General features: G+C 35.8%; 22 protein-coding genes and 2 rRNA genes (1 of these 24 only partly in view). 7 read left to right on the forward strand and 17 right to left on the reverse strand.

Annotated features, from left to right (window positions below; genetic code table 11):
- The 4 genes from IPJ83_02995 to IPJ83_03010 form a co-directional block, all read left to right on the forward strand.
- Window positions 1-1,620, forward strand: a 23S ribosomal RNA gene (locus tag IPJ83_02995) (it extends 1,274 nt beyond the left edge of the window).
- Between the two features lie 162 nt (window positions 1,621-1,782).
- Window positions 1,783-1,892: ribosomal RNA gene (gene rrf, locus IPJ83_03000) — 5S ribosomal RNA — on the forward strand.
- Between the two features lie 973 nt (window positions 1,893-2,865).
- Window positions 2,866-3,486: a hypothetical protein gene (locus IPJ83_03005; protein ID MBK7879515.1), complete on the forward strand. Its 621-nt coding sequence runs from the start codon at window positions 2,866-2,868 to the stop codon at window positions 3,484-3,486.
- A 29-nt stretch (window positions 3,487-3,515) separates the two neighbouring features.
- Window positions 3,516-4,295 (forward strand): hypothetical protein, encoded by a 780-nt coding sequence (locus IPJ83_03010; protein ID MBK7879516.1) that lies wholly within the window; start codon window positions 3,516-3,518, stop codon window positions 4,293-4,295.
- A gap of 271 nt (window positions 4,296-4,566) precedes the next feature.
- Here the strand turns inward: IPJ83_03010 and IPJ83_03015 are convergent, their stop codons facing one another.
- From IPJ83_03015 to ligA, 5 genes are all read right to left on the reverse strand, one after another.
- On the reverse strand, window positions 4,567-6,894 hold the full coding sequence (locus IPJ83_03015) for a CotH kinase family protein (GenBank protein ID MBK7879517.1): 2,328 nt from the start codon (window positions 6,892-6,894) through the stop codon (window positions 4,567-4,569).
- Window positions 6,895-7,073: 179 nt separating this feature from the next.
- A complete protein-coding gene (locus IPJ83_03020) occupies window positions 7,074-8,288 on the reverse strand; it encodes a glucose-1-phosphate thymidylyltransferase (protein ID MBK7879518.1) in 1,215 nt (404 codons plus the stop codon).
- Between the two features lie 30 nt (window positions 8,289-8,318).
- Window positions 8,319-8,579: a type B 50S ribosomal protein L31 gene (locus tag IPJ83_03025; GenBank protein ID MBK7879519.1), complete on the reverse strand. Its 261-nt coding sequence runs from the start codon at window positions 8,577-8,579 to the stop codon at window positions 8,319-8,321.
- A 77-nt stretch (window positions 8,580-8,656) separates the two neighbouring features.
- A complete protein-coding gene (locus IPJ83_03030) occupies window positions 8,657-9,625 on the reverse strand; it encodes an AAA family ATPase (protein MBK7879520.1) in 969 nt (322 codons plus the stop codon).
- Between the two features lie 73 nt (window positions 9,626-9,698).
- Complete coding sequence (ligA, locus tag IPJ83_03035) at window positions 9,699-11,816, reverse strand: NAD-dependent DNA ligase LigA (GenBank protein MBK7879521.1); 2,118 nt, start codon at window positions 11,814-11,816, stop codon at window positions 9,699-9,701.
- Window positions 11,817-12,512: 696 nt separating this feature from the next.
- Between ligA and IPJ83_03040 the strand changes: the two genes are divergently transcribed.
- Entirely contained in the window at window positions 12,513-12,680 is a 168-nt protein-coding gene (locus IPJ83_03040) for a hypothetical protein (protein ID MBK7879522.1), read from the forward strand.
- Between the two features lie 108 nt (window positions 12,681-12,788).
- Here IPJ83_03040 and IPJ83_03045 read toward each other — a convergent pair whose 3' ends face one another.
- From IPJ83_03045 to IPJ83_03070, 6 genes are all read right to left on the reverse strand, one after another.
- A complete protein-coding gene (locus IPJ83_03045) occupies window positions 12,789-13,196 on the reverse strand; it encodes a hypothetical protein (GenBank protein ID MBK7879523.1) in 408 nt (135 codons plus the stop codon).
- A 2-nt stretch (window positions 13,197-13,198) separates the two neighbouring features.
- On the reverse strand, window positions 13,199-14,092 hold the full coding sequence (locus IPJ83_03050; protein MBK7879524.1) for a hypothetical protein: 894 nt from the start codon (window positions 14,090-14,092) through the stop codon (window positions 13,199-13,201).
- 277 nt (window positions 14,093-14,369) lie between these two features.
- Window positions 14,370-14,738 (reverse strand): hypothetical protein, encoded by a 369-nt coding sequence (locus IPJ83_03055; protein MBK7879525.1) that lies wholly within the window; start codon window positions 14,736-14,738, stop codon window positions 14,370-14,372.
- 23 nt (window positions 14,739-14,761) lie between these two features.
- Window positions 14,762-15,166: a hypothetical protein gene (locus IPJ83_03060; GenBank protein MBK7879526.1), complete on the reverse strand. Its 405-nt coding sequence runs from the start codon at window positions 15,164-15,166 to the stop codon at window positions 14,762-14,764.
- 536 nt (window positions 15,167-15,702) lie between these two features.
- Window positions 15,703-16,287 (reverse strand): hypothetical protein, encoded by a 585-nt coding sequence (locus tag IPJ83_03065; protein MBK7879527.1) that lies wholly within the window; start codon window positions 16,285-16,287, stop codon window positions 15,703-15,705.
- A gap of 47 nt (window positions 16,288-16,334) precedes the next feature.
- Entirely contained in the window at window positions 16,335-17,213 is an 879-nt protein-coding gene (locus IPJ83_03070; GenBank protein MBK7879528.1) for a hypothetical protein, read from the reverse strand.
- Window positions 17,214-17,967: 754 nt separating this feature from the next.
- Between IPJ83_03070 and IPJ83_03075 the strand changes: the two genes are divergently transcribed.
- A complete protein-coding gene (locus IPJ83_03075; protein MBK7879529.1) occupies window positions 17,968-18,198 on the forward strand; it encodes a transposase domain-containing protein in 231 nt (76 codons plus the stop codon).
- A 24-nt stretch (window positions 18,199-18,222) separates the two neighbouring features.
- Window positions 18,223-18,441 (forward strand): DUF5131 family protein, encoded by a 219-nt coding sequence (locus tag IPJ83_03080; protein ID MBK7879530.1) that lies wholly within the window; start codon window positions 18,223-18,225, stop codon window positions 18,439-18,441.
- Between the two features lie 394 nt (window positions 18,442-18,835).
- On the opposite strand, the gene IPJ83_03085 is transcribed toward IPJ83_03080, so the two are convergent.
- The 6 genes from IPJ83_03085 to IPJ83_03110 form a co-directional block, all read right to left on the reverse strand.
- The gene (locus tag IPJ83_03085; GenBank protein ID MBK7879531.1) at window positions 18,836-19,135 is read right to left on the reverse strand and encodes a hypothetical protein; all 300 of its coding nucleotides are present in this window, start codon (window positions 19,133-19,135) and stop codon (window positions 18,836-18,838) included.
- A gap of 27 nt (window positions 19,136-19,162) precedes the next feature.
- Entirely contained in the window at window positions 19,163-19,720 is a 558-nt protein-coding gene (locus tag IPJ83_03090) for an RHS repeat-associated core domain-containing protein (protein MBK7879532.1), read from the reverse strand.
- A gap of 364 nt (window positions 19,721-20,084) precedes the next feature.
- The gene (locus tag IPJ83_03095; GenBank protein MBK7879533.1) at window positions 20,085-20,693 is read right to left on the reverse strand and encodes a hypothetical protein; all 609 of its coding nucleotides are present in this window, start codon (window positions 20,691-20,693) and stop codon (window positions 20,085-20,087) included.
- On the reverse strand, window positions 20,693-21,526 hold the full coding sequence (locus IPJ83_03100) for an RHS repeat-associated core domain-containing protein (protein MBK7879534.1): 834 nt from the start codon (window positions 21,524-21,526) through the stop codon (window positions 20,693-20,695). The genes IPJ83_03095 and IPJ83_03100 overlap by 1 nt, the downstream gene beginning before the upstream one ends.
- Before the next feature lie 139 nt (window positions 21,527-21,665).
- Complete coding sequence (locus IPJ83_03105; GenBank protein ID MBK7879535.1) at window positions 21,666-22,136, reverse strand: hypothetical protein; 471 nt, start codon at window positions 22,134-22,136, stop codon at window positions 21,666-21,668.
- Window positions 22,137-22,231: 95 nt separating this feature from the next.
- On the reverse strand, window positions 22,232-26,023 hold the full coding sequence (locus IPJ83_03110) for a gliding motility-associated C-terminal domain-containing protein (protein ID MBK7879536.1): 3,792 nt from the start codon (window positions 26,021-26,023) through the stop codon (window positions 22,232-22,234).
- Window positions 26,024-26,314: the final 291 nt, after the last annotated feature.

Here is a 26,314-nt window from a genome sequence, read left to right on the forward strand (position 1 = left end):
TCTGGAAAAGAAAATGTAGGCATAAGTAACGATTAAATAAGTGGAAAACTTATTCGCCGTAAGACTAAGGGTTCCTCGATCTATGCTAATCAGATCAGGGTTAGTCGGGTCCTAAGGTATAGCCGAGAGGCGAAGCCGATGGCAAGCTGGTTAATATTCCAGCACCTGTGTATATTGCGATGGGGTGACGAAGGAGCGTAAAGTCCGCCAACTTACGGAATAGTTGGTTAAAGTGCGTAGGTGTTGATCCGGTAGGCAAATCCGCCGGTGAACTGAAACATGATAGTACACTGATCCCTCCGGGGTGATGTGATAGTGACTCCAAGCAGGCTTCCAAGAAAAACCTCTAAGCTTCAGATATATACAGCCCGTACCGTAAACCGACACAGGTAGTCGAGTAGAATATACTCAGGCGCTCGAGTGAGTCATGGCTAAGGAACTAGGCAAATTAGTCTCGTAACTTCGGGAAAAGAGACCCCCCAATTCGTTGGGGGCGCAGAGAAATGGCCCAGGCGACTGTTTAGCAAAAACACAGGACTCTGCAAAATCGAAAGATGAAGTATAGGGTCTGACACCTGCCCGGTGCTGGAAGGTTAAGGAAGGGGGTTAGTCGCAAGGCGAAGCTCTTGACTGAAGCCCCAGTAAACGGCGGCCGTAACTATAACGGTCCTAAGGTAGCGAAATTCCTTGTCGGGTAAGTTCCGACCTGCACGAATGGTGTAACGATCTGGGCACTGTCTCAGCCATGAGCTCGGTGAAATTGAAGTATCGGTGAAGATGCCGGTTACCCGCCACGGGACGAAAAGACCCCGTGCACCTTTACTACAACTTCACATTGTGCTTGAATATAGGATGTGTAGGATAGGTGGGAGACTTTGAAGCGGTCACGCTAGTGGTCGTGGAGTCGTCCTTGAAATACCACCCTTCCTATATTTAGGTTCTAACCCCGTACCAACGGGGGACAGTGTGTGGTGGGTAGTTTGACTGGGGTGGTCGCCTCCTAAAAAGTAACGGAGGCTTGCAAAGGTGCCCTCAGCATGGTTGGTAATCATGCGCAGAGCGTATTAGTATAAGGGCGCTTGACTGAGAGATCGACGGATCGATCAGGTACGAAAGTAGGCTAAAGTGATCCGGTGGTTCCGCATGGAAGGGCCATCGCTCAAAGGATAAAAGGTACGCCGGGGATAACAGGCTGATCTCCCCCAAGAGCTCATATCGACGGGGAGGTTTGGCACCTCGATGTCGGTTCGTCACATCCTGGGGCTGGAGAAGGTCCCAAGGGTTCGGCTGTTCGCCGATTAAAGTGGCACGTGAACTGGGTTCAGAACGTCGCAAGACAGTTCGGTCTCTATCTGTGGTGGGCGTTGTAACATTGAAGGGAGCTGACTCTAGTACGAGAGGACCGAGTCGGACGTACCGCTAGTGTATCTGTTGTGCCGCCAGGTGCAGCGCAGAGTAGCTATGTACGGACTAGATAAGCGCTGAAAGCATCTAAGCGCGAAGCTATCCTTAAGATGAGTGTTACTGGGGTCGTAGAAGACTACTACGTTGATAGGCTATAGGTGTAAGCGTAGTAATACGTTCAGCTGAGTAGTACTAATTACCCCTTAGCTTCCTTTTTTTATTCTTTTCACTAAACAGCATCATTTTCTCATCCAACCTTTTTTTTTTATTTGAATAATGTTTCAAATAATACAAATAATATCATCCATTCATTTGGATTAAATTATTGGTTTCTCCATTCCGGTGGAGAGCGGCTCTTTGATCCGTATACCAAAAGTTTTAGGTGGCTTTAGCGCAGGGGTCCCACCTCTTCCCATTCCGAACAGAGAAGTTAAGCCCTGCTGCGCCGATGGTACTGGTTATTCCGGGAGAGTAGGTCGCCGCCGTTTTTTTTTTACAATTAAGCCTTGTTAAGCATCTTGCATTACAAGGCTTTTTTTATTTTATTGAACCAATTGATCCAATTCTCTCAATTCTGTTGCTTGGCTTACAAATTTGGAAGTGCAATCTTTAATACTTGATTTAATCATGGGCCCATTTTAAATAGCTTAGACTGGATAAGTCTAATGCTTTCGTCTCTACGTTAATTATCCATCCAGCCGGACAAAATACCTGTCAAAATCTAGTTTGTATCAGATCGATTGATTGAACAATGCTTTTCTTCCTATTTAATCTGTGGCTTTTGCTTTTAATTTTAAATAGTATAATTTATTTTTACATGACTGCCAGTTTAATGGTGCTCTTAGATGGAAAATTTGTAAATCTTTTGATCCAATTTGATTCTATGACACCTGCAAGTTTTTTATTCCTTTTCTTATCAGCTTTAACGGTCAATGTGATATTGATTTTATTGGATTTTAAATTCAAAAGGTATTGGTATTATGCTATTCGGTTGGTTGTATTAATATTTTTTTCTTCATTAGTAATTAAATATCGTCCGATACAACACCCGATATTAGGCAATGAAAATGTAATTTTATTATTATACTGCCTGACGTTTCTACTTTTGATAGTAATTTTGAAGGGTAAAACAGTTTTTTCAGAATATTGGATTAACAAACCTTCTAATAGGTAAGTTAACAATCCTTTAAACAAAGGCAGAAATTAGATAACTTTTTAGGTAGAGCCATTTGGATTAATGTGCAGTATTTTAAATTCTTACTAAAAGTCTATATCCCTCTTTCTTTAAGTTGCTTTATTTATAGTTGGAAAATTCACGTTTAAATTCCTTAAGTCAACAAAGAAATTTCTGCTAAAAAAAAGTTGTCTGAAATGTTAAAATTTAGTTAAAGTTCAAATTATTATTATAAATAGTTTTCGATATTACTTATTTTAGTAAATGTAATCTACAAATCATGCTATATGAATGCAAGAATTTATTTGAAATTTTTAATTGCCTTACTGTTATTTTCCGTCTTAACACAAGGTAAGTGTAAAAAAAGTTCATCAAATAATCCTGAAAACTGGACGCGTACATTTGAGTTAAGGTTAACTTTTTCTCAATATTTGAGAAATACAAATACTGGAGATCCGAGGTGTGATATTATCAATACAGCATATTGTGCTAATTCAGCTTCAGATTTGATGGGCTGCAGAACTTGTCATTGGGCACTACCAGGGTTGCAAAATAGAAATCTATTTACGAAATCTCTTTCTACAGATAGTTGGTATGGAACAATTTCAATTTATAATGCAGATAACGGTACCTCAATTGGAAGTGTAAATTTAGGAGATCCAAACCAAAAAAATGTTAAATGCAATGTCTTCGGTTCATTTGAAGGTAAAATACCTGATGGCAATATTAAAATTGTGGTAAAATTATTTGAACCATGTTTTCACACAGGTTATTGCAGAGGTACAATTGGTGGTAAATATCCTCGATCAATTTGGTACTGGGAGGGCAATGTTAATAGTTCAGCTGAACATGTCAAGTTGGACCTTGAAATTAATGAAAGTGCCATCGAAACAATAGGTCTCTGTTAAGTTATCATTTCATTTTTAAAATTCATTTTATGAAAATTTATATAATATCGATATTTTTCCCATTTATTTTTTTAGGTTGCTCAAAGCCAGAGGCGAATAGCATCTTAAGTTATGCTATAGGTTCGGTTATCGGACAGACTTACAATTTAAATGGAGATTCAATTTTAGTTCAAAATCTTGTGAATTTTTTAGAGATTGGGGAAGATGGATATGGGGGAGGGTTTATCAATTTTGAAAATTCAAAATTGATGGTTAACGCAAGTAGCAAAGGAGAGGTCAATACACTAACAATCTCACCTGGAAATATTGTTGTCCTTGCAAATCAAAATGGTAATATCAATGGAATATTTCCAAATACCAATAATCAATATTTTGGTTCAAATATTAATATTGGAATTTCATCAACTAATTACGGCCAAAATTATACATTATACATGCCTCATGATTTTACCGTAATTTCTCCTACAATAGGTTCAATAGTTTCAAAATCTTCAGGGTTTACATTGGAATGGACAACTGATTCTAATCCTTTAAATGACAAGGGAGTACTAATTGAATTAACTTTTGATTTGGAATACAATATTCTGTTTGATCCAAATTTATCCGGAGACAGTATGGTAAAAAGATTCCTTGTTCCGGATAATGGTTCATACACAATATCCTCATCTGATCTAATGGAATTTCCTAAGTGTAAAGGTATATTTGTATCGGTCCAAAAAGGTGATTATAAGAACTATGTTATAAATAGTAAAAGTTTTCCTATTGCATTGATTAATAAGAAGATGTTACCGATTGAACTTATTAATTAAGTTGATTACCTTAATCATTTAGTTATAGCCTAAAGCTTATATGTATATGTCATCAATTTTTTTTATCAAGATTATTCTATTAGGCAAACATTTTATTATTAGGTGATAATTTGTATTGCCAAAGGAAATTAGATTTCTAATTCTCAAATCTAACAATTTTACTGTTGTCAAATTGGTTTCAATTTTTACTTATTTTCGGAAGCTTTGGAATTTGAAATACATTGTCCGAAAGACTGATGCGTACATTCATTAGAAATCGAATTGGAAGAATTTAATTTCTGACAACAATTTTCTCCCTGCCAATAACCTTGTCGTCATCACTTAATGCAGTAAGGATATAAATTCCATCCAACAATTTAGGAAGAGGTACTTCCTGTTTTGTAACATAGGTCTGATAAATTTTTCTCCCGCAGAGATCATAAAGTGCAATTTTTTGAAAAACAGTCGAACTCTTAATAAATATTAAGCTGCTGCAAGGATTTGGGTACACTGAAAAGATGCTTTTCCCGGAAGGATTGTTGGTATCGCTTGGCGTATTATTTCTACCGGGGCTGGGTGTATATTTTTGAAATGGACCTATCCCATTGGGTACACGGGCAAAAGCACCGTTGTTGTCCTGTGCAGGAAATTCTATTTCATCCATTAATCCAAACAAATTAGATTCACTGTCGAATAATCCAATGTATTCCCCGGCAGCATCTAATTTGAAGTTAGTGTGATTACTTCCTTGTTTTGCGTCGTTGTCAGCCCAAATAATCAGATACTGTCCGGGTGCCAATGAAACAGAAGGCAGCTTCCATTTGGTAGAATTATTTTTATCGTCAGAGAGAAATTTATCTCCGAGATAAATGGACATGGTTCCTTTATTGTACAATTCAATCCAATCATCAAATTCGCCAAATTCATCTTTTAGGATGCTTTGGTTTGATGCACATATTTCATTAATAACTAAGTCGCTTTTGGATTTTCCTATATTAATTATCTGGTAGCCACAATTAGGCCAGGTGGTTTCATTGGACGACTGGTCAGTAGATTTGATGTAATATTCCAGCATGCTGTTAGATTTTGGACCCTCAATGATTGCACCATAAATCAAATCTTTTGCGTTTTTGTCATGCTGATTTCCATCGTCCAACATGGGGATGCAGGTAAAAGACCCTGATTGCGAAAATCTGTAACACAGATTCACCTGTACAGAAGATCCATCATCTTCTATTTCTGCATTGACCCAAACTTGTTCACCGGGTTGAGGAAGATTATTTTTTACATTTCTGACAATGGGCGCAAGACGACCAAATGATAATTGTGATCTTGCTGCATTCACTCTTTTTATTACATAGGATAGAATTCCGTTGGGTAAATGACTGAAGGGCAATGCATTTTCAAAACCGTTTTGAAAATCCATTGTCGTAAATCCGTTTGCCAAAGGATAAAACGAATCTTTTTCAACATACGGCTTGAGTTGTTGTATCAGCAAATTTGCCTGAAGTCTGAATTGTGATTCATTAAAAAGTGAATCCAAATATTTTTTTAAATAGAAGCTAAACCTTTCCTTGTACTGAGGTACAGCAAGAAGTTTGGTGTACAATGGTCTTAGTTGTGAAGAATTGTGCCAATTGTAAATATTTCTATTTGGCCAGTCTCTGCCAATCCAATCAATACCTAAAGTATTGTCCAAATCATATGGGATGATTTGAAACTTGGAATTTCGAGTATTGAAATATAAAAAGAAATTATTCTTGTTGTAAATCAATCCATCCCACTGCCCTATCAGAATTTCAAAAACTAAATATCTGATCACCTGATCTACATCTAATACTTTTTCTAACTCGCAGCTTAACTGAGCGGACGGCGTATTGTTTAAGATATATAGAAGATGGACAAGGTCTTTATAAGCATCAGGACCTTCTTTCCCCTGAAGTTCATACGCCCTCCTTCCTGAAAATTCTTCTTTGTAGAAATTTGGATCGGCACCTTTATACAACAAGTCCGCCGGATAAAGACATTTATAAAGACTACCATCTTTATTGCCAAATCTAATTTCCATAAACTCTTCGTCAATGTGTTCTACATTGGTGTACAATCCATAAAAGGAGTCATTAATAAACAGTTGAATATGATTTACCCTGGCGGCAGGCAATCCGATTTTTGAAGCGAAAGCCCAGCACATGGTGGAACGTGAAAGAGTCGGGTCATTGGTTTCAGCATTTAAATTAATTTTTTCAAGACCATGGAATTTTCCTTCCTTGGAAAAATCGCTGAAAGAAATTTTGAAAGATTTTTTTGGTGAGTTTCGAGAGGTATTTCCCCTTAAACCAAAACCTATGTTGAAAAAGGTATCTTTCTTTTGTCCATTGTCAAAGAAAAAGTCGCTTTTAAAAGTTTGATCACTTTCTTTATTTACCGGGTCAAGTATCCATTTAAGTGAGTCAGGATTAATGCGTACATCCATTCTTGGTACCACATCGTCTTTGTAAATGTCTCCCTTGGGTGGTTGTACTACTTGAGCATTGGATTGGATATGATGGGATAAAAGAATGATAAAACACAGAAGGGCGGTTAATTTTCTGATTGTATTGTAGAAAGCGGAGCGTCCCATATCATATAGATTTCAACAAATATCGTCAAGAACTGTCAATTTGGTTAGATTAAAACTTTCATTCAATTTTCCAATTACTCCAAACAACAAATTATAACTGGAAATGCGAATTGATTCACACCAGAGGCCAGTACATTGTCGGCAATAATTTTAAAAAATTTAAATGATTTATGTGGGAATTATTTTTCCCAGGTTCGGAATTTTGAAGTGGAAAAGAAAACCTGCTCCAACAGCAATTGGTAGTTTTCATTCAGTGATTGATTTCTTCTTAGCATCACTGCTTTGGCGGTTTCAAGAAATTTATCCATGCCAAAGGTGCTGAATCCCGTGGCCCCACCCCAGGCAAAATCCGGAATAAATTGCCTTGGATATCCTGCACCAAAAACATTGGCGCCAACCCCTACTACCGTTCCTGTATTAAACATGGTGTTGATTCCACATTTGGCATGATCTCCCATAATCATTCCACAAAAAATACTGTTGGTTTTGACAAATGATTCTTTGGAGTAATTCCAGAGTTTTACCTCCTGATAGGTATTTTTTAAATTCGAAATATTCGTATCGGCGCCCAGATTACACCATTCACCTATGACGGAATTGCCTAGATATCCATCATGTGTTTTATTGGAGTTTGCCTGAAGGACGCTGTTCTGAATTTCACCACCGACTTTTGATCCGGGACCAAGTGTGGTGGGTCCATAAATTTTTGCCCCCATCTTGAGGACAGACCCCTCACACAAAGCAAGCGATCCACGCACTGTGCAACCTTCCATGATTTCTGCATTTTTACCAATGTATATGGATCCGGTTGTGCTGTTTAGGATACTGCAGTGGACAACTGCTCCTTCTTCGAGGAAGATCCTGTCTCCGAATACCTGATTTGATTTATCCAGGCTTTGGCTGTCTCGTCCAAGGGTAATTAAATTATAGTCTTTCTCATGTTCTATCCCATTCAGTTGGAAGATTTGCCATGGAAATGCCAGAATATTAAGTTCTTGTTCGTATGGAGGGACAAAAGCAAGGTGGGCGGGAAAATCTTTTCCCAAAAGATATCTTTCAACCCAATCCAGGCTTTGCGATTCATCCATTTTAGCAGCCAGCCAGATACCATTTTGATTTTTGATGGCCTGTCCGTTTTTTAAATCCTGAATTGTTTTAAAAAAACGCTCATCCGGCAAAACAGATCCATGAACAAAAAGATTTTCGGTAGAAAGGTCGATAGGGTACAAGGAAGCTAATACAGATGGGCATAGATGGGAAACCGTCAAGCCGGTAATTTTTTCCCATTTTTCTGCAATGGTCAGAATCCCAACTCTAATATCAGCAACAGGCCTGGTCTGTGAAAGAGGCCATAATGTAATGGACGAAACCGGATCTACAAGGATGATTTTCATTTGGCGGGTAAATTTTATACCCAGCCCAAATTATGAGTTCTTATTGAATTTGCCGAATTTCTTGTTGAATTTATCAATTCGACCGGCTGTATCAATGAACTTCATTTTTCCAGTAAAGAAAGGGTGAGATTTACTGGATATCTCCAATCTGATTAAAGGATATTCATTACCGTCTTCCCATTGAATAGTTTCCTTGGTAGCAGTGCAGGATTTTGTCAAAAAAGCTTCGTTGCAAGAGAAATCTTTGAACACAACGTAGCGGTAGTTTGAAGGATGAATATCTTTTTTCATAAGTAAGCACTTAAAATTGGACCGCAAATATAATACAATTAAGTATTTTCAAACTAAAAAAAATGAAATAAACGGGATTATAAGAGGGTTTTGATGAGCTGATCTACCCCGAGGCCATCTGCTTCAGCTTTATAATTTACAACAATCCGGTGTCTGAGTACCAAACCGGCAATTGCTTGTACATCCTCAATGTCTGGCGAATATTTGCCCTTTAGCGCCCCATAACATTTGGCTCCCAACACCAAATTTTGTGAAGCCCGGGGACCTGCTCCCCAACTGACATAGGTATTTACTTCCTTGGTAGCCCTTTCGGTCTTAGGTCTGGTTCTGGATGCAAGGCTAACGGCATATTCCAACACATTGTCCGCAATTGGGATTTTTCTGATTACTTGCTGATAGTAAAGGATTTGCTCTGCGCTCAAAATGGGCTTTAATTCAGTTTTCTGGAACATGGTGGTTTGTTTTACCACATTTAGTTCTTCTTCATAACTTGGATAATCCAAAGGAATGTTAAACATAAAACGGTCTAATTGCGCTTCAGGGAGCGGGTATGTACCTTCTTGTTCAATGGGATTTTGAGTCGCCAAAACGAAAAAAGGATTTGGCAAAACATGTCTGGTACCACTGACAGTAACAATTCTTTCCTGCATGGCTTCCAGAAGTGCAGCCTGCGTTTTGGGAGGGGTCCTGTTGATCTCGTCGGCCAGAACAATATTCGCAAACAGTGGACCGCGATTAAATCTAAAATGTCTGTCTTCATCCAGGATTTCTGATCCGGTAATGTCAGAAGGCATTAAATCCGGTGTGAACTGAATCCTTTTGAAGCTCAGGTCGAGTACTTGCGCCAGCGTATTGATGAGCAATGTTTTAGCAAGTCCCGGCACCCCAACCAGCAGACTATGACCATTGCTGAACAGAGATATAATGGAAGCCCTTACTACATCATTTTGACCGACTATGACCTTAGAAATTTCCTGGCTTAAATCCTTATAAGATTGGGCAAGTGCATCTATGGCTTCTACATCTGATTTAAACTGGGTGAGCATCTTTTCTTAATTTTTGGCAAAAGTATGAAATAGTCATTGATAACGAACAAGCAAGTCTTTAAGTTGTAAATACCTAGCCAATCCTTGATAAAAATTCTTCTTCGGTTAGGATTTCAACAGTCCCTATTTTTTTAGCCTTTTCCAGTTTAGAACCGGCATCCGTACCCACCACCAAAATATTCAAATGACCACTGACTGCAGACAAGATTTTAGCACCAGCTTTTTCAGCCAATTCCTGCGCTTTTCGTCTGTCCATTTGGCTCAGGGTACCGGTAAACAAAATAGTCTTACCTGAAAACACGCCGTCCTGATTTTGTAACCTTGGTTTATCCTCCTCCGTTTGCAGCATGTTGACGCCCAGAAGTTCCATTTCTTTCAACATCTTTTTGTTTTCCGGATGCTGGAAGAAAGCTATGATGTTTTCACCGACCACCGGACCTACATCTTTAATTGCGGTATAATTTTCCATGGTCCAGTCAAATAGATTGGGGACGTAGTCCAGATGCTCCGCGATGAGCTTGCTAATTTTTTTTCCAAGATGGTGAATGCATAAACCGTGCAGTAATCTGTGAATGGGATTTTGTTTGGCAATAGAAACTGACATTCTTAATTTTTCGGCAGATTTAAGACCCATGCCTTCTAATTTGCTGATGGCATCATAATCCAGTCGATAGATGTCTGCCATATTTTTAATCCAGCCAAGTTCATAAAAACGTTCTATCAAAGACGCACCTAAACCATCAATGTTCATTGCATCTTTTGAAACATGATGGATTAATCTTTGAATTACTTGCGAAGGGCAATGAAAATTTGGGCACCTCCAGGCAGCTTCATCTTCTTCTCTAACGAGTTTGGTTTTACAATCCGGGCAGACGGAAGGAAAAACAATTGGAGTAGCGTCTGCTCCTCTTAACTCCGGAAAAGATTTTACAATATAAGGGATCACATCTCCTGCTCTTTCTACTAAAACGGTATCCCTTAGAAAAATATCCTTGGTGCGGATAAAATCTTCATTGTGCAAGGAGATCGAAGACACCGTGACGCCAGCCAATTGGACGGGTTCGATTTTGGCGACCGGTGTGATCGAACCAATTTTTCCAATTTGAAAATCTACTTGAAGTAAAACAGAAGTAGCCTGTTTGGCTTGAAATTTATAAGCTACCGCCCAACGTGGATGATGAGCTGTATATCCACATTGTTCTTGCAATCCAAGGTCATTTAACTTGATGACCATTCCATCCAGTTCGTAGTCATATGAATCGCGTTTGATGGCCCAATAATTTATAAAATCAAAAACTTCTTTAATACCGGTGCATTTTTTTTTCTCAATTTTGGGTACTAAAAATCCCAGGTTTTGCACCAGGTCAATGAGTTCCTCCTGATTTTTATATTCAAGTAATTTGTTTTCACCATTTTCATCTATGGCAAACCCCAATTGAAAAATGAACACATCTAATTTGCGGGAAGCGGTTTCTGCGGGATCTTTCGTCCGCATTACACCGGTGGCTGCATTTCTAGGATTTGCCAGGAGCGATAGACCGTCTTGTTCACGATCCTGGTTGATCTTAACAAAAACATCTTTGCGTATAATTGCTTCCCCTCTCAGTTCAGCCTTCTTTATTCCATAGGAAGAAAAAGGTGCGCTGAGCGGTAAGGATCTGATTGTTCTAGCATTAGGGGTCATTTCTTCCCCTTTTTGCCCATCGCCCCTTGTGGCGGCTCTTACCAGCAAATCGTTTTCATAAACAACGGCCATACTACCGCCATCAAATTTCGGTTCTACCAGATATTCCAAATTTTCATTTTCAGGAATGGAGCATAATTTTTTTATTCTTTTATCGAAGTCTTCCAAATCAATCAGATTGTAAGTATTGTCCAAAGAAAGCATGGGCGCAAGATGGCTCACCGATTCCTGTTTGGTACTTAGATCGCTGGACACCCGCTGTGTGGGCGAGTCTTCTGTAATCCAATCGGGGTGAACACTTTCCGTTCTTTCCAGTAATTTATACAATTGATCGTATTCAAAATCTGAGACAACCGGATCATTGTCTACATAATACTTCCACTCATGGTATTTTAACAATAACCTAAGGTTGTTAATTTTTTCCTTCGGAACTTCCGTATCAGTGCTGTGGAATTGTTTTCCCAGTTCTTTAAAAAAGTGTGCATTAGAAAAATCATTCGTGACCATATCTTGTAATTGAAAGGTAAAAATAGAAAGTTTTATGAAGGCGAATTAATGGAAGTTGGTGAGATTTAGAAAAAAATGGATTAGGGTCATCCGCGCGATCATTTTAAAGATGATGATACTCAAGGTTATCAAAATTTCATGTGATGAAATCAAGTTGAATTTTAATGAATGAGATAATCTTTTAGAACATTTAGGTTGAAGTTAAAATTGAATTATCAAATTTAATTGGGTATAAAAAATTCAACTTTTAATATGGTAAGATGAATTGGGTTGCTTCGTGGATGTAATTTGAAGCAGTCACGATTTAATCTGTCAGTTTGATAAATTTGTAAATTAATTTTACTTTTGTATGTAATATTTAGCATGAATCTATTAATTCAGGATATTATAATTGAATGCACCCTTTTTGCCTTTTGATTTTATTAGAAAATTTTTTTTGATTTGTTTAAGTGCATCCATTTTTATTCTGAGTAGAGATTATTTAAATTTTAAATGGTTTACGATTGAATTGCCGAATTAAAATTGGATATCATTTTACTCAATTAAATTAGCGACTTTGGATTTAATTTTTATCCTAATTTCAAAAGTCTAATTTGCATATAATGTCCAATTTATTTTTTTCACCCTTGATTTATTCCAATTGGTTTCAACCCAATTTATTTTAGCATCCCAGTATTTATTCGTTATTTTTACCACATGAAGTGGTCTTTACTTTTACTCACATTTTTTTGTCTGGCTTGTCAATACAATGCACCTGATCGAAATAAGACAGTTAAAGTTGAAGCAGGTAATGCTTTGGATTATTTTTATTATTCAAGGTCTTACCCTGAACAGTCATTTAATATGGATCAATATTTCCAATAGGATTATTAGGCACATAATTAAAAGGCGACAAACCAGGATATTTATCTGAGCGTGGATCTACACCATACCACAATCTTTATTTCACATCATACTCGATGAACTTTTTCATCATACATTAAAATCATTTTTACTTAAAAAACCATCAAAAGGATGATTTATTAAAACCGAATTAACTAAACTTTCATTAGTTTCTTTCAATAAAATATAATATTCTGATATAAATTGATTAATTGAATTGTGATCTCTATATGACAGATAAAACAAATAATAAACTGTACAATTAAAAAATGTTTCAATTATTAATTTATCCTCTTTTGTAAAATTGTAACTTAATTCATGTTGTATGTCCTGGGGTAGGTAATTGAAGTAATATACATTCCTGTTTGTATTTAAATCTTTTAAGTAGACTGTATCAGGAGCTACATTATCTATATATAATTGCTTATTAGAATACAACTTTATTCTAAGTATTTCAATTGCCCACAAATCGGTTGAAAAAATTGATAATACCTCCATAATTATTCAAGTATTGATTTGAGATTTGCTTCATCTTTTATAACTGTTATACCTTTTCTTGCAGCATCTCTAATTTGCGCGCCTGTAGCTTTAGGCATAAATAAATAATATCCTTTTCCTTGAGAGCTTGAGTATTCTTTATTCTTCAGAGATTGAGTCAAATCCATTTTTCCACCTGATTTTACTTCAACATTATTTCTATTACCCACTAAATCGATATCCCCTGATTGTCTAGCACCTTTGCTATCCGTAAAGGAATAATCTTGTTCTACTGCTTTTACTCGACCCGGACCTAATCTATTTGCTAGTGAACCAGTAAAGTTATTATCTCTTGCAGAAAAGAATTTTTCAGCTGGACCAGCTTTTGAGATTCCCTTAACACCTTTAAATCCTAATCCACCTCCAACTAATCCACCAACTAACTCACCACCTTTTTCAAATCTTTCTTCACTTGATAATGCTCGACCCGAATAGGCTTCTGTTCCGCTAGCTATTTCATAGGTTGATTTTCCAGCTTCATATGTTCCATAAGCAGCAAGAGCATAACCAATAGCTGGAGCTGCGGTTCCACCTGAAGCAATAAGTGCTCCAACTGCTAATCCTCCAACTACCCCAATAACAGCGCCTTTAACCATTCCTTTTCCAAATGCTTTCATTTCGGCTGGAGTTGGCCATTCTCCATTTGGATCAACAAATAATATAGGATTATTAAATGTATAAATGTATGGAGAGTAATCTAATCCATCTTCTGCCTTCGGATCGACACCATACCACAAGCTAATCCTCGGATCATAATACCTAGCCCCAAAATAATAGTGTCCAGTTTCCTCATCAACCTCCTTACCTGTGAACCTATACTTCGTAGAATAGCCCCCAGCTTTCTGTTCGGCCAGCAAGTTCCACTTTTAGATTTCACACTAAAGTAATCTTTATTTTTCAATCTTGGTTTTCATCAAGCCGATTGCAGGGGCAATCGGTTCCCTTCTTATCGAGTGATCTTTATCACTCGATTGGCGCAGTAGCGCCACCAGTCGGTCATCACCGATAGGCAAATATAGCAAGAATTGATAAGGATTTCCAGCCTCATCTGTTAAATATGTGCTTTAACCAATGTGGTCAAGATGGAAGAAATACAAGACATTATTGTTGTTTACTACATGCCACTTTCGTGGTTCACTCCCTTGAAGCACTGTCGTGCTTCATTCCGACTAAATCGTCGGAAATCGGTCGCTCATCTTCACAGTCGTCTTCATCAGGATCTACATCGTCAATGATTAAAGTATCAAATCCAAATTCCGTCCTGACCAATTCTAAATCTTCTGATTGTCTATCAGGAAGTCCTGCTTTTTCAGATCCCGATAACTCTAGACTATTATCAACACTGCTATCTACTGAACCAACTAATTTGCAAGCTATCCTTTCAGTGCCTGAATAATAGTGATTCGTGACCATGTAATGAGGTCCCATAACCATGTAACCACTTACATATTGAGAATAATTTCCAATGGTAGAAACGGTTTGGCTTAAGCCATTTAAATCCATTATACCATATTTCCCTATTCCCTTCAATGTTCTTTCACCATTAGCATCATAGATGTAGTGTTGGAAGCTTCCGGCGTTTGATATTTTAATAGCTTTGAGTTGGTTTTATCTTTTTCTAATGGTTTTGTACAAGCCGCTTTCGCGGTTCTCTCACTTGAAGCACTGTCATGCTTCATCCTGACTAAAACGTCGGGAATCGTTCGGTCATCATTCGCATCATAGTTAAATTCCTCGACATCACTGTTTGTTTGGTTTTCGATGGAAGTTACTGCATTCGGATGATTCACATCTTCATATTTGAATAAATTATCGTAGGTGTTTTCGCCTACATTAGATGCATCACGTATATGTTCCTGTTGTTTAGTTGTAATTCTATGCATATTCTCATACGCCATTTCAAGTGTATAGTTTGATGCTTTATTACCCAATGTGTTCATTGGATCACCGGTCCAACTGCCGTGTGCTGTGGCTATGCGGTTAAAGTTATCTTATGTAATTAATGATAAAATTGAATGATGGATATTTAAAACTTCTTTGGTTTTAAGCCTCTTTGTTTTAATTCTTAATGTATTCCTTTTATGATATAATAGTGCTTCTCAAAAGAATTTAACAGAAGGATTTGTTACTTCTTATTTAATTGTAAATATAAAGAAAATAAGATGACAACAAAAAGTAAAGCCGCTGTAACGCTGATTAATATTTTGAACACTTAGGGTTCATACTTCTTAGTGAAAAATGAACAAGCTGTACTTTTTAGAGGACCCCAAAGTTCTGTAATACTTTCAATTTAGTGAAATAGTACTTTATAAAGAAAAAGAATTGCTACTAACTAAATTTGAACACTTTACAATGTCAGTAAAATTTCTTTGAATCAAGACCTATCCTCTTAAAACAACTAAGTTTCGTTAGTATTTCAATCTTATATTTTGCAAAAACGATATACCTTTATAAATATACGTAATTCCTATTTTCTATTCCATAATCCTAATAGATTCTCACATTGCTTGTTGTGATTAATATTTATTTCATACAATGCGCTAATACTATCCAATGGCAAGTAATTTTTGGATAATTCACTTTGGTTTGATATTCCTTCATAAATTATTTCGCCTGTCATTTTATAAATTCCAATAAATTCAGGACATCCTACTCCATTACAAAAATCCGAACCTGAAACATAAAATAAATTTTCTTTTCCATTAAGTACGCAAATTTCAAGAATCGGTATTTTTACCAATTTAACTGATCTTTCAACTATTGTAGTTTTTGTTACATAGCCTATTGGAAATCTATGCGTTTTAATTTCTTTGTTCAGTTCAAAAAATTTCAATGTTTGTTTTAGTATCAAAGGACTCCCATAAATATCATCTTCCCAATCGCCATTTAATGTATCTCGCATTAATGTGGAAACTAATTCAAGTTTGAATTTGGAATAAACTATTTCCTTTGAAAGCTCAAAAAGTAATTTTTTGTTATACTTACTTCCTGCTTCTGAAAGGGAATTTTTACATCCATAGCAAAACAAACTTAAATACATGATAGATAACATGAACCTTAATTTATAAATAATATTTCTTATGCTTGTATTGAACATTTTTACCTTCTTAATAAATTACCAATTGGTGTTGCAATATTTGAATTCCCTTTTAGTTCATTGGCCCTATATTTATTGAATACGTTTTGAAGAGCTGGAGCTTTCCAATAATTTAAAGATATCCATCTGCCTTTTGTCGCTCCAATAAATTTACTCATATCTCCTGATAGTGCTGATTTGTAACTTTTAGATGTCATGTTGCTAACCGCAGCCTTATCTTGACTTTGTGGACTAAAATCGGACTCATTATAAAATTGGCTAAGAAATTGATAGGCTCCTGCGGCTGATCCAAACTTACCATTTTTGCCAGGATGTTCAGAGTAGGCACTTGGATTTGAATCATATGAATCATTCGTGAAAGTTGATCCATTATTCCAACTATTGTAATCCAATGCCGAGTTTGCACTTCCAGCTTCTGCTTGCTTTAAAGTTGATAGAGATGATCTAAGGTTTAATTCGTCATTATTAAGTCCAGTTTGTGAGGTTACATCTGTTGTGTTTGACACTCCTGGTGCTTTTTGCGCCATATTTGTTGCTGCCAAAGATTGCTCCCTTGTCATTTGCTTATTATCTGTTGTATGCTTTAAATACACTTTTTTATCATCTATTCCATCGTTACCAATATGCTCTCCATCAAGATTGTATATATCTCCATAACCTCTTCCATCTGGATCTATATATTTTATGGGATTATCTGCAGTGTATGTAAATGGAGAATAATCAAAATATTTCTCTGTCAGTGGGTCAACCCCAAACCACAACGATATCCTAGGATCATAATACCTTGCCCCAAAATAATAAAGTCCAGTCTCTTCATCTACTTCTTTACCCGTAAACCTATACTTCGTAGAATAGCCCCCAGCTTTCTGTTCAGCCAGCAAGTTCCACTTTTAGACTTCATAGTAAGGTAATCTTTATCTTTCAAACTTGGTTTTCTTCAAGCCGATTGCAGGGGCAATCGGTTCCCTTCTTATCGAGTGATCTTTATCACTCGATTGGCGCAGTAGCGCCACCAGTCGGTCATGTCTCCGATAGGCAAATATAGCAAGAATTGATAAGGATTTCCAGCCTCATCTGTTAAATATGTGCTTTAACCAATGTGGTCAGGATGGAAGAAATACAAGACATAATTGTTGTTTACTACATGCCACTTTCGTGGTTCACTCCCTTGAAGCACTGTCGTGCTTCATTCCGACAAAATCGTCGGAAATCGGTCGCTCATCCTTCACAATCATACTCTTCTGGATCAGTATCTTCAATGATTAAGGTATCAAATCCAAACTCCGTTCTGACCAATTCTAGATCTTCTGCTTGTCTATCAGGAAGTCCTGCCTTTTCACTTCCAGATAACTCTAGACTATTATCAATACTGCTTTCTACTGATTCTAATTTATCTTTGAGGTGATGTTCACAAATTGACCCAATAATTCCTTTGACCTCTGGATGTACTTCCTCTTCCAGTAATAATATTGAGGTACAGATATATTCTTCCCCGCTAAATATCTTTTCAAACTCACATTGCTATTCCTATAGCCTTCTTCCAATTTCTCAAATCCTTCTTTTGTCATATTTATTTTTGCACAAAGCTATTATCAATAGTGACCATTGGCAAGTGGCAGTTAGTAGGACGGATACATTGAAAACAGTATCAGGCCGCTGGCTTTAGGGAGAAAGAACTTCCTGTTTGCAGGGTCACATGAGTCTGCACATAGAGCTGCAATTATCTATTCCTTGTTTGGAACTTGCAAGATTAACCGTATCAATTCACATGAATGGCTTAAAGATATTTTAAGTCGCATAAAAAACCATCCCATTAATCGAATCGCAGAATTATTGCCGCACAATTGGAAGTCGTTACAGGAATAGGCAGTTAGTAGGACGGATACCTTAATAGATATCGACTGGGTTATCGTCGGTGGTGAATCTGGACACAAAGCAAGACCTATGAAAAAACAATGGGTCGTTGACATTAAAAATCAATGCATCAGTTCCAACACTCCATTCTTCTTTAAACAGTGGGGCGGTAAGAATAAAAAACTTACAGGCAGACTTCTAGACGGCAAAACCTATGATCAGATGCCGAACGCTGAATTATTGCAATCTATATAATATTCTAACATTATAAGTTTCCATATTAATTATAGACTCGCTATTTAAATTACAATCTAATGATCATAACCTGTTGCTGCCCATTGATAATACGCATAAACAATTGCCACGTAAATGCAAATCATCAAAATATTAAAAATGATTCGAAGTCTAGCATTTTTCAAACCGAAATATCCTAAAACGATAATTAAATAAAACGATAAATTCTGTAAACCTGCACTTATCAAATAAGCTTTTAGAGATCTTCGATTTACATCAACTGAATATTGATTAAAATTATAATCTGTAGGCTTGTACAATGCTTCAAAAAAGTCAATAGTAAAAATTATCGCCACTATAGAAAGTAATAGCAAATTAAAATATGTAAAATAAATATTTATAATTATCTTTTTCATCAAAATCTACTAGGCACTGGTCGTACCATATTGTAATTTACTTTTAACCGTATTTCATTTGAATTTCCTTTATTTTGTTCAACCAATGATTTGAAGGCACCAAAGCCAGAACACAAATCAATACACCCAGCACTTCCTGGAGTTGAACCTCCATGAATTGTAAATCCACCCCTCGTAACTCCCAAATCAAACGGATTATTTGAAGGACTTACAAATACATTATCAGGGTTAATATCAATTCTACCGTCTCCCCAGGAACTTCTTCCTCCAGGAAACAATCCTCGTTTACCTAAACCCATTTTACCTAGAAACCCTCCAATTGTCCCTTATAAATTTTCATAAGTTGTCATATTCGGTGCTTCGTTCATATTCATGGTATAATTTCCAGCTGGTATTGGGCCATTTTCGGGATTCATTTGATTTTGTTTTGAATAATCGAAATTTCCATTACCATCAGGTCTTCCAGAAACTGCAGGAAATGATTGCATATTGGGAGAAATATTCCCGTCTTTATCTTTATTTTGATAATGATATTTCAAATAATTTCCATCAAAGGAAGCATAAGATTCACCAATATTTTTATATTTTTTTTTGTCAAACGTGTAACTCTTTTCAGTAGAATTAAACCATTGGATTTTACCATCTTCCCCTTCATAATAATCCTGCCCATCAGGATCGATAAATTTAATCGGATTATTAGCGGTGTATACGAATGCTGAATAGTCTGGATGTTTTTCTGTCATTGGATCGACACCATACCATAACGATATCCTAGGATCATAATACCTCTCCCCAAAATAATAAAGACCTGTCTCCTCATCAACTTCTTTCCCCGTAAACCTATACTTCGTAGAATAGCCTCCAGCTTTCTGTTCGGCCAGCAAGTTCCACTTTTAGACTTCATAGTAAGGTAATCTTTATCTTTCAAACTTGGTTTTCTTCAAGCCGATTGCAGGGGCAATCGGTTCCCTTCTTATCGAGTGATCTTTATCACTCGATTGGCGCAGTAGCGCCACCAGTCGGTCATCACCGAAAGGCAAATATAGGATAAATTGATAAGGATTTCCAGCCTCATCCTTTAATAAATTGTTTAGGAGAAAACCATTGGAAACACTCAAATCTTCTAATATCCTTTATACTCCATGAAAGATTAATAATAAAATTCAAGGAATCAATCTAAATTATACATATAAAAATTTGGTCCTCAAAATAGAATTATTGTATTGCAATTAATGATAATTTATTTTTTTATTTTAGAATGTTCGGTATGTTAATTTCACTTTTTATTATTTCTTCAATTTCAAAACTCATATTGATTCTATCTCTTCCAAAATATGTAAAAAGTAACTCGCTATAATAAGAGTTTAAAAATCGCAAGAATCTTTCATTATATTTTGGATTTATTATATGACTCTTGTATATATTAACATTATTAATAAATCTATCATAAAACATTTTATATTGTTTGATATCTTTAGTACTATAAATGTAATATGAAATCACATTTAACGCGCACATACATGAATAATCCCAACCATTAACATATTTATCAAAATCGATGTATTCCCATATTTTGATCAAATGTTGTTCAATTAAGTCAGAATATTTGATGGCGTCGAAAGTATAACCTAAGTCATTATCATCTAAAGGATAATCTAAAATAGTGTTAAGTACTTCAGGTTTTTTTTTAAAATAAGATGAACCAAATGAAAGACAAAATATAGTGTCAGAGAAAAATATTTCATGATATCCTGACAAAATATCAGTAGACAATATTAAAACTTCCTTATCTGAAAGTTCTCGACCTTGATCTCGAACTTCAAAAAATAATTTACGTAGTTCTTCTGCAGTAATCATTATTCTATTTTTTTAGCAACTTTATCAGCTTCTTTAAGAATAGATTCAAGTTTGTTCACTCTAGTATTTAACAGATCTCTGGTATTGCTTAAGACGTTTATTTGCTCTTTACTTAAACCACCACCATCAAATGTTTCATTAATTTTGTCAACCGCATTTTTCATACTTTGTATTCCATTTTCAAGCTTTTTAGTATGATCAAACTTTCCATCAATTGCCTCTTTTTTAATCACATCTAAAGGTATACCTAATTTTTCTTTTATTGACCCTGCTAGTGTTCCAATATCTGTTTCCTTATCAATTGCATTAAATGCTCTCTTTAAAGATGAATTTAATGATTGAAATTTTTTATTACCTGCGAATAATTTTTGTGCAGCACTAACACTTCCTAATGCTTTTTTGGAAAGGTTAGTAAGTCTGTAAACACCAAGAGTAGTGCTTGCTCCAGCGGGCAGAATTGGAACAATTGTTGCAAATGCGTCATAAGCAAGACCTATACCATCTGCAACTGCTCCTACAACATTACCAGACGCAATATTTGCACCAAAACTTGCAACACCCATTCCGACATTTATAATGTCCCAAATAGTTTCAGGTGTTATCACTTGGGGCGCTCTTCCATCTGGATCTACAAACTTAATAGGATTATTAAATGTATAAGTATAAGATGAAAAATTCGGATATTTTTCTGTTCGTGGGTCAACCCCATACCACAACGATATCCTCGGATCATAATATCTAGCCCCAAAATAATAGAGTCCAGTCTCCTCATCTACCTCCTTGCCTGTGAATCTATACTTCGTAGAATAGCCTCCAGCTTTCTGTTCGGCCATACTTTCACCGAAAGGCAAATATAGTAAAAATTGGTATGGATTTCCAGCTTCATCTGTTAAATATGTACTGGATCCTATGTGGTCTGGGTGGAAGAAATATGTTACATTATTGGTGTTTATTACATGCCACTTTCGTGGTTCACTCCCTTGAAGCACTGTCGTGCTTCATTCCGACAAAATCGTCGGAAATCGGTCGCTCATCTTCGCAGTCGTCTTCCTCAGGATCAGTATCTTCAATGATTAAGGTATCAAATCCAAATTCCGTTCTGACCAATTCCAGATCTTCTGCTTGTCTATCTGGGAGTCCTGCTTTTTCTGATCCAGATAACTCTAGACTATTATCAACACTACTATCTACTGAACCAACTAATTTACAAGCTATTCTTTCGGTGCCTGAATAATAATGATTTGTGACCATGTAATGCGGTCCCATAACCATGTAGCCACTGACATATTGAGCATAATTTCCTACAGTAGCATTGGTTTGGCTTTGTCCATTTAGATTCACTACAGCATAATTACCTAAGCCTTTTAATGTTCTTTCACCGTTCGCATCGTAGATGTAGTGTTGGAAGCTTCCGGCATTTGATATTTTTATTGCTTTGAGCATATTTGCTTCATCCCATTAATCGAATCGCAGAATTATTGCCTCATAATAGGAAGTCTTTATAAGAATAGGCAATTAGTAGGACAGATACATTAATTCTATCTAACCAGAGTAATATCTCCTCGCGTATTATGCCTAACTCCTTGACCATCTTGCCAAGAAATGAAATAAGCATACACTCCAGGAATTGCTGGCTGGCTTCCAATCTTGCCATTCCAGCCTGCTAGAGTAGTTGTTGAGAAGACCATAGCTCCCCATCTATCATAGATTGAAATCTGATATATATCAATATCGCTGCTTCCAACGATAGGGATCCATATGTCATTAATATTATCATCATTAGGACTAAATATCGGTGGAAGGTATATGTCATTATTAGTTGACTTGATAATTCTAATAATTATTGAATCCAATGTAAGGCAACCATTCTGATCAATAATCTCTAGATAATAAATTGCGTCCTTAGTTGCAGTTAGTATAGGATTACTACAATCATTACATGAAAGCTCAGTAGATGGATACCATCGATAAATAAGACCTGATTGAGTTATTCCAGCATCTAAAACAACTGTAGAACCTATAACCAAATCTAGTTCAGTTGTTAGATTAATATCCACTGTCGGATACCATTTTAACTTGATCAAAACAAGGCTGTCACAATTAAGTGCCGATGGAATTCTAAATTGTAAGTCTTCAGGATTCTTATACCAGTGCGATTTAACTAAAACGGAATCGCCCTTACAAAAGTCAATTAGCTTGGAAACTGGTTCTGGAGAAGCATTTAATGAAATAATGATAGTATGCAAAGAATCACAGCCATTCACGGCTTGAAACTTCTTACTCAAGATTACTGAATCATAATAATATCGATTATCAATATATATTGAATCTCCTGGACAAATTGAGAAAGTATCAATGGATGAAATTGGAGCTGAAAGAAGATCTATACTTACATAAACAATTGAATCACAATTATTGGAACTAGGAAACACTCTTATAATCCGTGCAGAATCATAATAATAAGTTCCATCATAAAAAATAGAATCACCCTTGCATACCTTTAAGCTTAAGTTAGTTGTATCAGGTAAAGATCTAAAACTTAGACTTACTTGATGAATACTATCACAACCATTCTGGTCGGTTAATAAAAGTTCTATTGTTGTATCCTTTTTAAACCAATTAGATTGAAATAATATAGAATCACCAAGACAAGAACTCATCTCCTCTAGACTTGAGCTACTTACAGGATAATCTACAATCTCAATGGATACCAAAGAATCACATCCATATACTGTAGAAAAGCTATCGACAAGCTTAAGTGGATTAATATAATATTTATCCTTATAGAAGATGCTATCTCCTTTACACTTGGATAGTAATAATGAAGAAGAACTGTTAGGATAAAAGCTAACTTGGTGGAGAACTACTGAATCACATCCTTGGAAGCTAGTCCATGTATCCTTGAACATTCGACTGTACGTAATACTTAAAAATCCTTGTGAGGTAGTTAAAAGCAATGTATCTCCTTGACATCTTGAATAATTAATAATAATGGGTGCGATTGCTGGTAATATATCAATAGTGATGGTACTAATGGAATCACACATAGAGCTCGACATAAGAGTATCTATAAGAACTGTATCACCAGAATACCAATGATCAAGAATAAATATTGAATCTCCAAAGCATCTTTGATATGATTGACTTGTTCGCTTAATGTTACTATTAAAACTAATAATAAGTTGCTGAAAAGAATCCAAGCAGCCAGAGGTAGATTGAAATAGCTGATGTAAAGTATCAGTGAACCAAAACTTTTGATTATTAATAATCGCTGTATCTCCAATACAATAATCAAGGATCACAAGACTTGTATCGAATGAATGAGCATCAATTTTATAAGTTACAAGGGAGTCACAGATCAATTTACTAATATAATGAAGTGTAAAGCTAGTATCCTTAGAATACCAAGTATCATAGATAAAAACAGAGTCAGTAGGGCATAAATTAAAAATAACACTATCAACTGCAACAGGCAATACTCTAATACAAATTTGTATAATGGAATCACAGAATCGCGGATAGACAAGTCTCAAATTAATACAAGTATCAGATTGAAGATTAGGCAAAGTAAAGCTATCTGTGTTAATCTTCTGATTATCTAAATACACTTCTTTACTTGTAGTGCTGAATTTAAAACTTGCATCAGAACCTTGACAAACCAAGGTATCAATTGTGCTCCAAGATATCTCATTATTGCACTTACATTTCTCAACTTCAATCTCAATTGTATCTGTCTTGAATCCACACTCTGTAGGATAAGTTGCTGAGATCCTATAATTGCCACTCTTACCAAAATATACATCTATGGTATCCTCAGCTTGTCGCATTATCTTAGCACCATCGAATACGCTCCATTGCGTCTCAGGATGAGAACAGGGGTCAGTAAGAATATACCTTACCATTGTGTCTTGACATACGAGGTGCTCACCTTGTATATATACTCTGTATGGGAATTGTAAGCCAGATGCAAATAAGGGAGCACCTAAATCTAACTCATTCATTACATCAAAATTAAAAAGTTCTAATTCACAATCCATTCCTAGTCTATTAGGCTTTTTAATAATATGTAAATTACCTAAATTAGTTCCATAATTGGTAAGATAGATTTTTTGATCCTTTCCTAAAATAGGTGAACCTATATTACTTGGTGTTGAAGCTAAGTTTATTAAGCTGCTTCTTATAAAATTCTGATCATACTTGGATACGTTCATTTGAAATAAATCATATCCTCCGGACTTATTAAATCCTGTAACATAAATTATTTGTTGATTGGGAGACCATTCAATTGAATATAACTCTTCAAATTTATCGACTTGGCCTAAAACTTGTAAACCATCGGTTATTATACCACTCGTGGAATTAAACTTATGAATTTCTAATGTTGAATAGAGCTGACTTCCTGATGTAACTTCTATTAGAAACTTTCCATCATGGCTTGGTTTAAGCCAACCAAGATTTTCTTGATCATAAAAAGCTAAGTGATTTATATTACCAGAATATGATATAATAGGATTACTGACATTTATGCTGGTATCAGAAAGAATCCATGAATGAAATGCTTCATCGGGTGCTCTTAGTCCTATTATCCACCAATCTCTACCATTACAATGTCGAACTCCAGTAACTTTCTCTGAACTTGTCTTGAGTAATAGCTGTCCAAGATTCAAGACTTTACAATGGCCGAGATTAGCCCTAATATCTATTACTGTGAAAAACAAATCAAACAAAGAATCATTAACAGAACCTGTTGTCTCTTGTGGATGAAAGACATAATAAATAGAGTCATTTCCGGGTTGAGGAAGAATTAAGAACATTGAGCTACTTGATCCGCTATAATTACGAATATTAGCAATTCTCTCATGAAATTTATTATAAATATAATTTCCATCACTGTATAGTAGTAAGTCGCCAGACCTATCACATATACTTGATTGTACTTCATAAACATCATCTGCAAATCCAGTAATGACCGTTGGAGTATCATTAATCCACTTTATACCATTCTTGCCAAGATACCAGACATCAGCTTCATGGCCAGAAAGGCAGTGATCAGGCTTTATTGTATCTTGAATACTAACGGATCGAATATCCATATCTGAAATAATCTGATTATAAGTTGCATTGTTTCTGCTGTAAAATTGTTTCAGATCTCCTCTAATTGAATCTGATATTTTCAGATTATTCCTACAAATGCGCATTGCCGAACTTTGAGATTTATTCCATTCATCTATTGAAGTAGAAGAAAGATAATAACCTAATAAAATAATAGCACATACTAGGGAAGTAATTGAATGAGTATGAAATAAAATATTTTTATAAAAAATCTTCATTTCTAAATCAGCTAGGTATCTTCTATAAATCCTTGATTAATAAAATTTTAAATATCTATAAATTAAGATATGATGTACTTTTATCATCTTTCCATACCAAATTTAATGCAAGTTATTGATTTGTTTAACCAAAACTTTTATATTTAAGAACCGATTGATGTAATCTGTAATAAAGCATGACTAAAGAAGGATTTGAGAAATTGCAAGAAGGCTATAGTGATACAAAAAGTTGGAAAGGCTACTTAAAATTAAACACGCAACTATAAGTGCAAAGCAATTGATATTGCCAAA

The organism is Candidatus Vicinibacter proximus, from assembly GCA_016713905.1.
Taxonomy (GTDB): Bacteria; Bacteroidota; Bacteroidia; order Chitinophagales; family Saprospiraceae; genus Vicinibacter; species Vicinibacter proximus.